This window comes from uncultured Sneathiella sp. (assembly GCF_963976355.1).
In the GTDB taxonomy this organism is placed as follows: Bacteria; Pseudomonadota; Alphaproteobacteria; order Sneathiellales; family Sneathiellaceae; genus Sneathiella.
In genome coordinates this window covers 359,874-374,446 of sequence record NZ_CAXBKA010000004.1, presented here as the reverse complement: position 1 = coordinate 374,446, position 14,573 = coordinate 359,874, and the positions used below count along the sequence as shown (strand labels likewise).

Annotated in this window: 11 protein-coding genes; 6 read left to right on the top strand and 5 right to left on the bottom strand. The window is 47.4% G+C overall.

Annotation, left to right across the window (positions count from 1 at the left end; translation table 11 throughout):
• Positions 1-202 precede the first annotated feature (202 nt).
• Positions 203-997: an ion transporter gene (locus AAC599_RS11995; RefSeq protein WP_340150639.1), complete on the top strand. Its 795-nt coding sequence runs from the start codon at positions 203-205 to the stop codon at positions 995-997.
• A gap of 29 nt (positions 998-1,026) precedes the next feature.
• Here AAC599_RS11995 and AAC599_RS11990 read toward each other — a convergent pair whose 3' ends face one another.
• Positions 1,027-2,748: a hypothetical protein gene (locus tag AAC599_RS11990; RefSeq protein ID WP_340150638.1), complete on the bottom strand. Its 1,722-nt coding sequence runs from the start codon at positions 2,746-2,748 to the stop codon at positions 1,027-1,029.
• Positions 2,749-3,157: 409 nt separating this feature from the next.
• On the opposite strand from AAC599_RS11990, the gene AAC599_RS11985 reads away from it, so the two are divergent.
• Together AAC599_RS11985 and AAC599_RS11980 are read left to right on the top strand one after the other, a co-directional pair.
• The gene (locus AAC599_RS11985) at positions 3,158-4,546 is read left to right on the top strand and encodes a glycosyltransferase family 87 protein (protein ID WP_340150637.1); all 1,389 of its coding nucleotides are present in this window, start codon (positions 3,158-3,160) and stop codon (positions 4,544-4,546) included.
• 345 nt (positions 4,547-4,891) lie between these two features.
• The gene (locus tag AAC599_RS11980; RefSeq protein ID WP_340150636.1) at positions 4,892-6,304 is read left to right on the top strand and encodes a glycosyltransferase family 87 protein; all 1,413 of its coding nucleotides are present in this window, start codon (positions 4,892-4,894) and stop codon (positions 6,302-6,304) included.
• Between the two features lie 20 nt (positions 6,305-6,324).
• Here the strand turns inward: AAC599_RS11980 and AAC599_RS11975 are convergent, their stop codons facing one another.
• The 4 genes from AAC599_RS11975 to AAC599_RS11960 all read right to left on the bottom strand — a co-directional run bounded on the left by AAC599_RS11975 (position 6,325) and on the right by AAC599_RS11960 (position 11,193).
• Positions 6,325-8,103, bottom strand: a complete 1,779-nt coding sequence (locus AAC599_RS11975) for a hypothetical protein (protein WP_340150635.1) — start codon at positions 8,101-8,103, stop codon at positions 6,325-6,327.
• 309 nt (positions 8,104-8,412) lie between these two features.
• Complete coding sequence (locus AAC599_RS11970; protein ID WP_340150634.1) at positions 8,413-9,309, bottom strand: DMT family transporter; 897 nt, start codon at positions 9,307-9,309, stop codon at positions 8,413-8,415.
• Positions 9,306-10,229, bottom strand: coding sequence for a helix-turn-helix domain-containing GNAT family N-acetyltransferase (locus tag AAC599_RS11965; protein ID WP_340150633.1), 924 nt, complete (start codon positions 10,227-10,229; stop codon positions 9,306-9,308). Before AAC599_RS11965 ends, AAC599_RS11970 begins: the two co-directional genes overlap by 4 nt.
• A gap of 67 nt (positions 10,230-10,296) precedes the next feature.
• Positions 10,297-11,193, bottom strand: coding sequence for a LysR substrate-binding domain-containing protein (locus AAC599_RS11960; RefSeq protein ID WP_340150632.1), 897 nt, complete (start codon positions 11,191-11,193; stop codon positions 10,297-10,299).
• Between the two features lie 247 nt (positions 11,194-11,440).
• Between AAC599_RS11960 and ugpB the strand changes: the two genes are divergently transcribed.
• The 3 genes from ugpB to ugpE all read left to right on the top strand — a co-directional run bounded on the left by ugpB (position 11,441) and on the right by ugpE (position 14,561).
• Positions 11,441-12,757, top strand: a complete 1,317-nt coding sequence (gene ugpB, locus AAC599_RS11955; protein WP_340150631.1) for a sn-glycerol-3-phosphate ABC transporter substrate-binding protein UgpB — start codon at positions 11,441-11,443, stop codon at positions 12,755-12,757.
• 74 nt (positions 12,758-12,831) lie between these two features.
• The gene (ugpA, locus tag AAC599_RS11950) at positions 12,832-13,713 is read left to right on the top strand and encodes a sn-glycerol-3-phosphate ABC transporter permease UgpA (protein WP_340150630.1); all 882 of its coding nucleotides are present in this window, start codon (positions 12,832-12,834) and stop codon (positions 13,711-13,713) included.
• Positions 13,713-14,561, top strand: coding sequence for a sn-glycerol-3-phosphate ABC transporter permease UgpE (gene ugpE, locus AAC599_RS11945; RefSeq protein WP_340150629.1), 849 nt, complete (start codon positions 13,713-13,715; stop codon positions 14,559-14,561). Before ugpA ends, ugpE begins: the two co-directional genes overlap by 1 nt.
• Positions 14,562-14,573 lie beyond the last annotated feature (12 nt).

Genomic DNA, 14,573 nt, shown 5'->3' with positions numbered 1-14,573 from the left:
CGCAACCAAGCATTACAAGCTTCCTTCAAAATACGGGACAGGACGTGCAGCGGCTTCCATTTGTGTCACTGCCTTGCCGTTCTTCTCGATATCATGGATCAGCCATTCCATCCTGCAGCTAAAAATCCAGAAAAATATTGTGGCGATTTGCTGAATACCCATATGTTGCGAAGCACGTATTAAAGGGGGTGTGCGCTACAAAATGGCAAAATTCCAAGAACATCTGAACTTATTTCTTGCACGGCCAGGTACAGACAAATTTATTCTGGTATTAATTGCCATCAATGCTGTGACACTGGGTCTGGAGACGAGTGCGACCGTCATGGAGAGAACAGGCGGATTGCTTGCCTTAATTGACGGGTTGATTCTGACGATTTTTGTGGTTGAACTCATCGCACGCATGGTGGCTGATTTTAGGGGCTTTTGGCGGGACCCTTGGCGCATCTTCGATTTTTTGGTTGTTTCTATTGCTCTCATTCCGGCGACAGGTCCGCTTGCCGTATTGCGGGCATTCCGGATTTTGCGGGTCTTGCGCCTTGTTTCCACAGTCGAGGCGCTGCGGCGCGTGGTCAGCGGCTTGCTGGCAGCCCTTCCGGGAATGGGATCCATAATGCTGCTGCTTGTGCTGATTTTTTATGTATTCGCCGTGATTTCCACAAAGCTGTTTGGCACCTCTTTTCCGGAATGGTTTGGTTCTATCGGTAAGTCCTCCTATACCCTGTTTCAGATCATGACCCTGGAAAGCTGGTCAATGGGAATAGTGAGACCGGTAATGGAAGACTTTCCCTATGCTTGGGCGCTGTTCGTGCCCTTTATCATTGCGACGGCGTTTACGGTCCTGAACTTGTTTATCGGCGTGATTGTCGATGCCATGCAATCCGAACATGCGGAAGAGGCGCATGCGGAACGCGATGCCATGAAGCATGAAACGGAACTCATCTTGCGCGAGGTGAGAGAACTCCGTCAGGAACTGGCTGAAATTAGGAAAACGGGGTAGGATAAAGCTTAGGAAGAAAGTCCGGCATTTCAGGATTTTGGAGCGCACCAGATTATCCCGCCAAACAAATAGCCGGATGCTTCGCAATTGTTCTTGACGTAGTTCTCGACAATTTCAGTGTGAATGCCGCGCTCTTCCATGATCTGTGCATAAATCTCGGCGGCATCGGACTGGCTGCTGGACTGGAAGTCTCCGTTTATCACTGAATCCCAGTAATATGATAGCTCAATTACTGGATAATCCTTGAGATTATTGACGACGACAGATTGCTTGTACGCATGGTACATCTGGCGGGCGCTACCAATTGTTCCAGCAACGATGCATCCGATGAAGGACAGAAGGGCAATGATTGACATGGTTCTGCTAAAGTGGGGGAGAGTCCCTTTGCCAGTCAAGAAAATGGGCGTAGCCGCGAACATCACAGCGCTGAGCCAGATGAACGGAACATATCTTGCCCACCAGGATTCCGGAAAGAACATGGAAGAGATAAATAATATTGCACCAAAGGCTGCGAACGCGTCACCTTCACGGCGCCAGCTGTAAGGTGTTCTGTTCCGTGCGGCTTGTCGGCAGCCCAGATATGCGAGGATTGAAGTGATCAGGGCCAGACTGAAAAAGGGGCCGAACCCGCCGCGCCGGGTGTCGAACTGGAGAACCTTGAATTCTGATAGTGAAAACGTTCCGGGTATTTTGAGCTCAACCTGAGCGTCAATCGGAGAGGAGCTTTCTTCAGTGCTTGAAAAAATGCCATAAACAAATTTCATTGGCACTGAGAGCAAAATAATGTTTGACGGTGTATTGCCGTCCATAATTCTATCGACCGACGGATAAAGCAGTTTTCCATGATCGCCAACGTTCGTCACATACGGTTTGTAGCCGATAACGGCAACTCCGAAAATAAATGCGAAGCCATATAGAAATCCTTTCCGCCCGATCCATTGAAGCGCGCGCTGCATAATTGGTTCTTTCGTTTTCTGGCGGATAATATCATACACAAAACCGCCAAATACGATAAGGGGTGCGTAGTAGAGGGCGGCTGTTTTGGTGTTGACCATCAGAATGATACAGCAAATAGCACTCCATCTGGCGAGACGGTTTTGAGAGGTTGCGTCCAGAAGCAGAAACAACACAAGGGCAGAGCCAAAAAGATAAAGCGGGCCATCCACATAATGTGTCATGAGTTGCCCGAGAGTCACCGGGTTGGCGACAATAATGCCCGCGAAAAGCAAAGCCTGAATATGAGGGAGCGGACGCTCCTGCTTTGAGAGAATTTCCAGAAAGAAGCCATACGCCAGTAACGCAACAGTGGCTAACAACGCAGTAGACAAAGCCTGTCCCGACAGCAGCATGCCGGTCAGCGCGACGATATATGACTGTAACGTCCAATAGCCATTGGGATATGAATCAACCCAAATATTATTATGGGGGGACAAAAAGGGATTCCAGCCTGTCCCGATGTCCCATATAGCGCTCAAATGATATGAATATCCATCATAACCGGGGTCGAAGAGGGGGCGGGTCACCAGGCTCCATATCAAAATAACCGCAGAAAACACGACGATGGCGCATAAAGCTGGGAAAAGGCCGCTTTTTCCTTTGAGTGCGAAGACGACGATGAGAACCAGAACGATTGAAGCCGACGCAAACAAGGTAGGAAAGCTGAACCCGGTAGGTGCCAGTCGGCTCAAGGCAAGGAGAAATGCCAGAAACAGGAAGATTGACGAAGCACCAATATTCGCAAACCTTGTCATTAAAAAACTATTCCTACCAACATAAAGTATACAATCTCATGATAATCTTAGGCATAAATCCTTTATCGCAAGGTAATACCATCAGACTCGAAACAGCCGTTAATAATATAAAAACAACTAAAAATTAATTACCAATGCCAGCTAATGGGTGCGCAGTGAAAATTTAGAGAATGATTGTATTAAAAGAATCCTGCTCGCGTTTCGTATAATGCTGCTTTTTGATTTAACTTTATAGTCATACGGCGAAAACGGCCAGATGCGGAGGTCGCCCAAATATCACAAATAAATTTTGCATTACTCAATACCAGGCGATTAGCTTGACCCAATTTTGGAGATCAATAGTATAGCGTCAGCCATTGGGCGGAAACTGTAAAAAAGATTAATTCTTACGAGTAATTATTAGGTTTACATGTCTATTTTGTCGAGAGCAAAGCGAACTGGCGATCCTTTCCTGTTTTATATGTGGATAGTGGGAGGGCTCATCGCCGTCAGCATTTTGTGTATTGCAATTGAGTATATCTGGGGCTCGGGATATATTCTCAAAAATTTGACGTCTGTTTTAACATTAAGTATGGACGAAGATGATTCCTGGGGGCCGATGTTGGAAGCAGCATACGCCCGATATAACCGTGTCGAAGGCGGAATCTACCAATTTATATTTTTTGAAGAAGGGATTAAATTTCAGTATCCGCCTATAAGTATTTTACCCTACTTTTTGGCTCTTAAGGTAGGTTTTGGGTACGATACCTTATTTGAATTATCGTGCGCATTGTCATTATTTTCAATGTTTTGCATGGCTTATTGCGGCTATGTAATATCGGTCATCATTCTTGAAAAATACTCTGAGGACGGATCTCTATTAATCAATAGAAAGATCGCCCTGTTTTTTGTTTCTGTATTGGGAGTGTTTACCTTTTATCCGATATGGATTGGTCAGTATATTGGTCAGATTCAAGTTATTCTGGACTTCCTGATTACCTTTGCCTTTATGGCATGGCTCTTTAATTGGAAGCATCTTTCAGGAGGCGCGATAGCTGTTGTTGCTTTGTTCAAACCTCAAATAGCGGTGATATTACTGTGGGCTTTGTTCCGGAAGCAAAAAAAGCTTGTTATCGGTATGATGATAGTTTTTGTCCCGGCCGGCATTGTGTCACTCGTTGTTTTTGGCTTTCAGGAGCATGTCGAATACTTGAAGGTAATCTCGCATATGGGCAGACGTGGTGAGGTTATTTGGGCAAATCAAAGTGTGGGTGGGATATTGCATAGATTATTTACTGACGCAGATCCTTTGGTATTTCATGCGAAATCCTTTGCCCCGTTCAATATGTTTGTTTACGTAACCACTTTGGTGTCATCCGCATTATTGTTGTTGTTTGGCCTGCTTTTTTACAAGCCGATTGGTGAAGCGTCATTAAAGAGCTGGGATCGCTTGGTATATTCAGCCTTGGATTTGGCAACTATGATGTTTCTACTAACGATCGCCACTCCCATTGCATGGGGGCATCACTATGGAATTTTATGGCCGGGTATAAGTATCGCGATACTGGTTGCGATCCATTTCTTGGTGGAGAAAAGAAGTTGGTCTGGTGTCACTCTTGTGGTGCTATGTGGAAGTTACTTTTTAATCTCCAACCATTTTATCTTTTTACACACAAAGCAGTTTAGCGGTGTGCCAATCAATTTAATTCAGTCATACAATTTTTTAGGCGGAATTTTGTTGCTTATCGGATTATTGTTTTTACGAAATTTTTACCTAAAAGCGAGTAAAGTCGAAGAGGTGGGTGTTCGTTCGCATTGATTTTATATTAATGAATCGAAGATCTGATGAGTCGTAACGTGTTTTTCACATCCCGGATTAAATGAGCCGTGATATAGCATAATAAAGGTGACTGAAAAACTAGAGCTGAGCTCTTCGTCTTTTGCAAAGAAGATAGCATTAAAAGTTTTCATTTATGCAACAAACGCAGTATATTACGTGAAGTGAATGAGAATTAGCTTTACTTTGAAGAACAACTAAATTTGCTATGTTTGTGGTTTTCACGGCAATTTGTGTGCAGAAGCAATGTAGACGGTCTCGCTAGTTGCTTGGCTTTGTGTTATTTCCGCTAGTTGATTGGATGCGGATTTTTGTTCTGGGGTGCAGATGCCGCAATCTAAAATTTTTGCCCAAAAACAGAGTAATCTGTTTTATTTCATTTTTTTTATTGGCTTATTAATCTTTGCGAGCTTGGTCAAGGACTTTGTTTTCTGGCTATGGTCCTATGGATACGAGTTGCAACTTTTAAAGTTGATCGTGAATAATGATGGGACCTGGGATGATTCATGGGGCCCGATGTATGAGGCCGCTTGGGTTTACGTGTTTAAGCCTGACTCAGGCCTATATCAGACAATCTTTTTTGATTATCAAACCAAATTTCAATATCCGCCTATCAGTATTCTTCCCTTCATACCACTTATTAAGCTAGACGTGGAGGTTGAGGATTTCTGTTATTACATGGGATACGTATCCATCTTCATGGCCATTGTGACCGGATATATCGTTTACCGATTAGCCGTGATTGCAAATAACAGAATTTTCGATGACCAGAGTGTCTTGAACCTCTGGGAAAAGGCTGCACTTTTTTTCATTCTCTTTGTTGGCACGCTTACCTTCTATCCGATTGTTTATGGAGTGTGGCTAGGGCAAATACAGGTGATGCTGGATTTGGTTATATGCTTGGCAATGCTGGCCTGGGTCAGCGATAAAAAGCAGATGTCCGGAGTTCTTGTTGCCTTTGCAGCTTTGATCAAGCCGCAATTCCTACTGTTTTTGCTTTGGTCTCTTATACGAAAAGAGCATAAATTCACACTAGGAATGGTAGCTGTTTTTGTGCCCGCGGGTATTGTGTCGCTCGCGGTGTTCGGATTTGATGAGCATCTTGCATATGTATCAGTGCTTTCCTTCATTGGCCAACATGGAGAAGTCTATTGGCCGAACCAAAGCATGAATGGTTTGTTAAATCGACTTTTGAGTGGTCTTAATACCCTTCAGTTTTCAGTTGAGGAGTTTGCGCCATATAATCCTGCTGTGTATTTTGGGACTGTAATTACAACAGCCGCACTTGTTCTTTTTGCTTTGTTATATAGGGCGATCAAGCCAGGGGAAGTTTCAAAAAGTATTCAAAAAAGAAATTCTGTCCTGGATTTCGGCACAATGTTGGTCGTCGCAACAATTGCGTCACCCATTGCATGGGAGCATCATTACGGTGTTACCTGGCCGGTAATTATCATTGCTTTCATGGCTGCCATTGAGATTTACCGAAATAGGCCGACCTGGTTGGCAAGTGCGAACCTTATATTCATGGGCGCGAGTTATTTTCTGATATCCAACTATTTTTATTTTATTAACAAAAAAGTGTCCTTAAGCCTGCCACCATGGAATTTAGTCCAGTCCTACATGTATTATGGAGGGTTGATCCTGTTGGTTTCCCTGATAATATCCCGGAAATTGATTAGCGATGCGGCCAGTTCAAGAACTGGAAATTTCAAGGATAGCAGGGCTAATGTGCCGAGTTGAAATCAGTATCGGCATATAGCTCATTTTACCGGATGGCGTGGAATGCACCACATTACGTCTGCATCAAACCATAAGCTATCCTGGCAATATTGTTCTCGATCATCTCTGTTGTTTCCAACCCCATTGTAAACGCGGACATTGACACCGCGCTCCTGTAAAAGCCGGCCCCATACATCACCTGCGCTTGTTATTGTTTTTGATTGAAAATCCGTTGTTATTCTCGGATCGATTTCGGGATATATCTCAACTAAAGGAGCGTTTTCCATCGTCTTGATGATTTTTGTTTTTTTGTAAGTCTTATAGTTTGCACGGGCGGCGCCACCAAGTCCGGCAACTATACAGCCTAAAAACGAAATCAGCGTAATCCCGAACATGACCCTCGAAAAAATCAGAAGTGCTCCTTTGCCGCTCAAATACAAAGATGAGGTGGCAAACAAAATAGCACTTAGCCAGACGAACGGGACGTAGCGGGCCCACCAGGATTCCGGAAAAAACATCGAAATGATGAGCAAGAAAAGGGATAATACTGCTATACCATCTCCCTCACGATGCCAGTTGTACCGGGACTTGTTGTAGCCCGCTATTCTACTTGATGCATACGCAATAATTGAAGCGAGCAAGGCCAAACTGAAAAGGGGGCCGAACCCTCCCCGGCGAGTATCATATCTGAGAAGCTTGAATTCAGCTAATTTGAATGTCCCGGGGACTTTGAGATCAATTGGTGCATGGAAATAAAACGGCCATGTGGTTTGGCCTGTTTCTGCCCCTATTCCATAAATAAACTTCATCGGCGAGGACAAGGGAATAACATTTTTAGGCACATTTCCCTGCATAATTTCATCTACTGAAGGATAAAGAAATTCGCCATGATCCAAATAATTTGTAACAAAGGGCTTATAGCCTATTACGAGAATACCGAAGGCAAATGCGACCACATAGGGAATACCTTTGGTTCCAATCCAATGAAACGCTTTTGAGAAAAAATCTGTTTTAGAGCTATTCAAGATAAGGTCTACAACAAATCCGGAAATGACAATTAATGGCACATAGTAAAGAGCTGCCGTTTTAGTGTTCACCAGCAAGATAATGCAGCTGATCACACTCCATCTGGCCAAGCGGTTTGACGTGAAGGCATCGGACAATAGAAAAAATACGAGAGCGCAGCCCATAAGGTAGAGGGGGGTGTCGACATAATGTGTCGTGAGTTGTGTTAAAACAACGGGGTTCGCGACGACAATACCAGCGAACAGCAGCGCACAGATATACTTGAAGTATGGAACTTGGGGGGCTATGCGGTCATTATAGAAAGAGAACGCCAAAAATCCTACGGTGACGGCAAGCCCTATTATTACCGAACGTCCGGAAAGCAGCAGTCCCGTCAAAGACACCATATATGATTCCAGAACATAGATGCCGGTCGGGTAGGAATCGAGCCAAATATTATCATGCGGGGTTTGAAAAGGGTCCCATCCTTCTGCGAGCTCCCATACAGCAAGAATGTGGTATCCGTAGTCGTCGTCACCGGGCGAGTAGAAGGGATTCGTCAAGAACGCCCAGGCGGTAACAATGGCAAAAAATACTGCTAACGCTGCTATTGATATGGTTGCAGCCTTACGTCCTCCTGTTGCCAGGAAAATTAATACAACAGCCACGGTTGTTATCGTGACAATATGTATCGGAAAAATGAAGCTTGGAAATGGAACTCTGCTAACCGATAGTAGAATAGCAAGGAAAATAAAAATTGAAGACGCACCGACTTCCACAGCCTTTAACTTGTGCGTGGATTTGTTGTTACTCATTGACCTTCAATCTCCAACTATAATCACAAAAGGGAGCAGTAAGACAGCTATCATGTCATTTCCCAACAAAACCAAGGCAACTTAACATATAAAAATTTAAAAAATCTACTTTTTCAATGCCGCTATAAGATGCAGCTGCCTGGAATTAGCCAAGTAGTATTAGAAAGAAGCTGTATATTGATGAAATGTGTCAGGAATGGTTATTTGTATTGACGCCGGTATCATATATTTCTGGCGCCTATCAGGGCGAAGAGCTGAAAATCAGATCGTTTCAGCTGTTAAAATTTGCAGGATATGATCGAAGTAATTTCAATGTTGGTCGGTTGTGCCGGCTTTTCGCCACAACGAAACAACCAGCCCGATGATGACAAGTCCGGCGCCGACTAAATCCTCAAATGACAGCGGCTGTGCAATGAAAATTGCCCCTAGAACAGCAGCTACCACCGGGCTGAGGCCGAGGAAAACGGTCACATTAGAAGCAGGAATATGTGACAGTGCAAATAGCCAGCAAAAGTAGCCAACCGCACTTGCAAACCCAATGAAAAGAAGAATAAGCCATGTATTCATCGAAAATCCGGTTATTGCATCAATCATGCCTTCCATAATGGCAAGACCGAACAGAAAGACGACGGCGGAGCCCATTGCCATCGTACTGATTTGAAGTGTCGGATATCGAGGCATGTGGGCACTATAGAGCACAGAGCAAAGCGCACCGACCAGCGCACTTAAAAAGGCGGCTCCGATACCGAGCCAGCCTGCGGCGTTGATCTCGCCCGTAAAGGCATTGGCGCCAACAGCGAACCCCACACCAACAAGGGTGAGTAAAATGCCGATCAGTTTGCGATAGGTGAAGGCTTCGCGACCCAGCAGGATTGCAATGGCCATCGTCAACAGCGGCAGGCTGGCGAATATAAGAACAGCGAGGCCTGCGGCGATATAGATGACGGAGAAATTCAACAGGATGATCAGTACCGCAAACTGAAATACGCCGAATAGCACTATGCCGACCATGGCACGCGGCGTGACCGCTATCCATGTAATCCGTAACGCAAGCGGCAGAAGTAGTAGTACGCCGATCAGGTAGCGGACAAAGGCAATGGTAATCGGGCCGATGTCTCCGACAATGGATCCGGTTGCGACAGTCGCCGAGCCGACCACGACACCGCTACCGGCGGCGGCAACCAGCGCCAACTGCTCGCGTGTCATAGCTCGAGATCCCAGTTTTGTCCGATAAGACCCTGACCGAAGCTGTGATGGGGTTCTTCATCCATGAGTTTGAAGCCCGCTTCCTCATATATATGGATAGCGGCATGGAGAATACTATTGGTCCAGAGGGTAAGCGTTTTGTATTGCTTGCGACGGGCAAAGGAGGTGCACTCATCGACAAGCTTACGACCCACGCCGAGACCGCGAGCGGTTGGCTCGACATAGAGCAATCGCAGTTGCGCTGTGGTCTTATCCTTTTTCACCAGAAAGACAGAGCCGAGAATTTCGCTATTTTTCTCGGCAATCCAGCAGTGCTCATATGCAGGATCATGCTCTTGCAGAAAATCACCGGCCACCTTGGCCACCAGACCTTCAAAACTCTCGTCAAATCCGTACTCCTGCGCATAGAGCGCGCCATGACGGTGAATGACCCAGCCAATATCGCCCGGATGATGCGCTCGGATAATTACCGGATCAGCTTTATCAGTTTCGGTGTCCAGAATAGAGAGAATTTCCTGCATGGAGGAAACGAGACGCGCCTGTTCATTGTCCGAAAGCGGGGTAAGCATTGCAGCTACTTCATCACGGGACGCTTTGACATAGGGCGCAAAGACACGCCTGCCTTCCTTGGTCAGGGCGAGTACGCGTTGCCGTCCGTCTGTCTCGCTCCTGATGGTCTCAAGTAATCCTGCGGTTTTGAATTTCTTGAGCAGGCGGCTGAGATACGCCGGATCCAGAGACAGGCTTTTGACCAGATCACCGGCCGTTAATTTCTCTCCGAAGTTAAGTTCATAGAGGATGCGCATTTCAGTTAATGAAAAGGGGCTTTTAAGAAGTCCTTCATTCAGCGCTCCTACCTGTTTGGTATAAAACCGGTTGAACGCTCTGATCGCATCAATGCGGGTTTCAGATATGGCCATGTTACGCTCCATTTTATTGTCATAACACAATAAAATATTGGATTTTGTCAACTAAATTGATTGGCGGCTATCCCGTGAGAATAAAGGGGGCCAGACTCTCGCGGAACTGCACGATGAATTCCTGCATCAAGAGAGAGCGCGGATGGAACTTGGGATATAAAATATCAAGCTGAAAAGGGAGCTGAGGCTCAAATGTCCGGGTCACCAGCCCGCGCCCGACATATTCTGCCGCATCAATTGAACTGACGATGGCAATACCGGCTTCCTGCTCCGCCAGCAGACAGGCCGTCGCGAATTGACGTACTTCAACCCTATGATTCAGAACGGCTCCGGCCGCATCGAAGGCAGACTTTACGGCATGGTAAAACCGGTTCTGTCGATCCTGGACGATCATCGGCATGCCATCAAGGTCTTTAGCCGTAATCACCTGTTTGCTGGCGAGGGGATGGCGGCTGGAAAGTGCACAAACGGTCCGGATAATGACTGATTCATGGTTGACGGCGCTGTGTCCTTCAAACTCATCTGCGATCCCTATGTCATATTGTTGTGCCGCGATCCATTCGCGCACTCGGGCCGAACTCCGGGTCTGAATTGACATGGTCACATCGGGGCGTTCTGCCAGAAATTCTGCGACAACTTTGGGCAAGAGAGATGTCGCAAAGCCGGGAAGACAGGCAATGCGGAGGTGACCGGCTTTCTGATTGCGAATATCCGCAGCAAGTTGCGCCACATGGTCTAGGTTTGCGATCGCGCGATCGACCTCGCTATAGAGAAATTCCGCCTCCGAAGTGGGATGAAGCCGCCCTTGCCGTCTATCAAAAAGGGGAATTTTTAGGGCTTTTTCCAGACTGGCAATCAATCGGCTGACGGCTGGCTGGGAGATGTTGAGAATGTTGGCCGCCGACGTGACGCCTCCGGCAATCATGACAGCCCGAAATGCTTCAAGTTGGCGTAGACGATTCATTCCCTCAGCCCCTCTTCATTCGGCGTACCCATAATATGATGTTATGGAGTTATTCCGCAAGATTATCATTAGTCCCGCAAATTGTGGAATCTTGAAATAGATTTTGGCGCTGTCATTAAACCGTCATTGAAGGTCGGACAAATACCTATACTCTATCGGGAGGGGACGGGTTGCCTCCTGACAGAAAGAAATCAGATTCGGGCATCGTCATAGGCGGTGTTTTATAAACAACCTATAGGGAAACATTATGTCTATATTCAAAAAACTAGTTCTACCGGCGGCGCTGGCCGCCTTTATGAGCGGAACCGGTGTCGCTTCGGCGGTTACCGAGATTCAATGGTGGCACGCAATGGGCGGTACCAATGGTGAGCGGGTCAACAAGATCGCGGAAGACTTCAACGCGACCCAATCCGATTATAAAGTCGTCCCTACCTTCAAGGGTAACTACACGGAAACCATGACGGCGGCCATCGCAGCCTTCCGTGCGAAGAAACAGCCGCATATCGTGCAGGTCTTTGAGGTTGGTACGGCGACAATGATGGCGGCCAAGGGTGCTGTCTATCCGGTCGAAGAAATGATGAACGACGCTGGCGAGCCATTCGACAAATCGGTCTATCTGCCGGCCGTGATCAGCTATTATCAGACATCTGATGGCGAACTTCTGTCGATGCCGTTCAACAGCTCCACTCCTGTCATGTGGTACAACAAGGATGCGCTGGATAAAGCGGGTGTCACCAAGATTCCGGAAACTTGGCCGGAAGTGAAGGATGCCTCCGACCAGCTGCTGGCTGCGGGCTATAAATGCGGTTTCTCATTTGGTTGGCAGTCCTGGGTGATGGTCGAAAACTTCAGTGCCTGGCACAATATTCCCATGGGCACCGAAGAAAACGGCTTCAAAGGCACCAACACCAAGTTTGAATTCAATAACGATACCGTCAAGATGCATATGACGAACCTGCAGAACTGGCACAAGGACAAACTGTTCCAGTATGGCGGTCGTCGTGGTGATAGTCTGCCGATGTTTACCAATGGTGAATGCGGCATGTGGATGAACTCTTCCGCCTATTACGGATCGATCAAAAGCCAGGCCAAGTTCAACTTCGGTCAGACAATGCTCCCCTACTATCCGGATGTTATTGAGAAGCCACAAAACTCTATCATCGGCGGCGCAACCCTGTGGGTGCTGCGCGGTAAGCCGGATGATGAGTATAAAGGTGTCGCGAAATTCATGACCTACCTTTCTTCACCTGAAGTTCAGGCATGGTGGCATCAGGAAACCGGCTATGTTCCAATCACAACTCCCGCGTATGAATTGTCCAAGGAACAGGGCTTTTACAAGGAAAACCCGGGCACTGATACAGCAATCAAACAGCTGAGCCTGAACACGCCGACGCCGAATTCACGTGGAATTCGTTTTGGTAACTTTGTTCAGATACGCGACGTCATCAATGAAGAGATGGAAGCGATCTGGAATGAGAGCAAAACCCCTTCTGACGCGATGGATGAAGCGGTCAGCCGTGGTGACGCTCTTCTCCGTAAATTTGAAGATGCAAACGGTTCTTGACGTTTGATTTTCTGATTGAGACCGCCGCAGCGATTCCTCCCGCTGCGGCGGCATCATCGGAGGGGTAACCGTATATGTTGAAGAATGTTCACTTCGGGCCGTCCGTGCTGCCGTTCCTTTTGGTTCTGCCTCAGATTGTGGTCACGCTAGTGTTCTTTATCTGGCCAGCTAGCCAGGCGCTCTATCAATCTGTTCTGATTGAAGATCCCTTTGGCCTGAAAACCGAATTTGTCTGGTTCAGAAATTTCGAGGAACTCTTCCGGGACCCGCTGTATTGGAGCTCCTTCGAGATCACAGTGGTCTTTTCCTTTCTTGTCGCCTTCCTGTCCATGTCTTTTGCACTGTTGCTCGCGCTTTTCGCGGATCGTGTTATCAAGGGAACAGGGGTGTATAGGACGTTATTGATCTGGCCCTATGCCGTGGCGCCTGTAACAGCCGGCGCCCTTTGGGTGTTTATGTTTAACCCGACCCTCGGCGTTGTTAGCTACGCTCTTTCCGCGCTTGGGTATGACTGGAATCACCAGCTGAGTGGCAGCGAAGCCATGGCGCTTGTCGTTATGGCATCTGCCTGGAAGCAGGTAGCCTATAATTTCTTGTTTTTCCTCGCCGGTCTGCAGTCGATCCCGCGATCATTGATTGAGGCCGCCGCAATTGATGGCGCAGGGCCTGGACGGCGCACGATTGATATTATCCTGCCGCTGCTTTCGCCGACGACATTCTTTTTGCTGGTGATCAATATCGTTTACGCCTTTTTCGAAACATTCGGTGTTATCCACGCGGTAACGGCGGGCGGACCGGCGGGCGCCACGAATACCCTTGTCTATAAGGTTTTCAATGACGGGTTTGTCGGACTCGACCTTGGCGGGTCAGCGGCACAATCGGTCATTCTGATGATTATCGTGATCGGCCTGACGGTTGCCCAGTTCAAATATATCGAGAAGAAGGTGGCATACTGATGGTCGAGAACCGCCCGCTTTTGACATTCTTCTCCCATATCATGCTGATCTTCGGCGTTGCGATGATCGCCTTTCCGATCTGGATTATGTTCGTGGCCGCCAGCCACCCGGAAACCCGCATGACACAGATTCCATTGCCCTTGCTGCCCGGCGGGTTCTTCTTCGAGAATCTGGATATTGCCCTGAATAAGGGGCTTTCCGGACAGAGCGGGGAAGGTGTTGCCAGGATGCTTTTCAACAGCTTGGTGATGGCGCTGATGATTGCTGTTGGCAAGATTGTGATTTCCTTGCTGTCCGCCTTCGCCATTGTTTATTTCCGCTTTCCCTTCCGCATATTTTTCTTCTGGATGATTTTCATTACGCTGATGCTGCCGGTGGAGGTGCGGATATTGCCGACCTATGAAGTCGTGGCCAATCTCGGGATGCTGGATAGCTATTGGGGCCTGTCCATTCCATTGATAGCCTCGGCCACGGCGACCTTTATGTTCCGTCAAGTGTTCCTGACTATCCCTGATGAGCTGCTGGAAGCGGCGCGCATTGACGGCGCTGGCCCGATGCGGTTTTTCTGGGATATTCTGGTGCCGATGTCGCGGACAAATATCGCGGCGCTTTTTGTGATCCTGTTCATTTATGGATGGAATCAGTATCTCTGGCCGCTCCTGATTACGTCGGAGCCGCAGATGTATACGGTGGTGATGGGAATCAAACAGATGCTGGAGGCGGCGGAGCAGGCGCCGGAATGGAATGTAATCATGATGACCGCGCTTCTGGCGATGCTGCCGCCTATTTGTGTGGTTATATTCATGCAAAGCCTCTTCGTTCGGGGTCTGACGGAAACAGAAAAATAAGTTTGGGGAAAG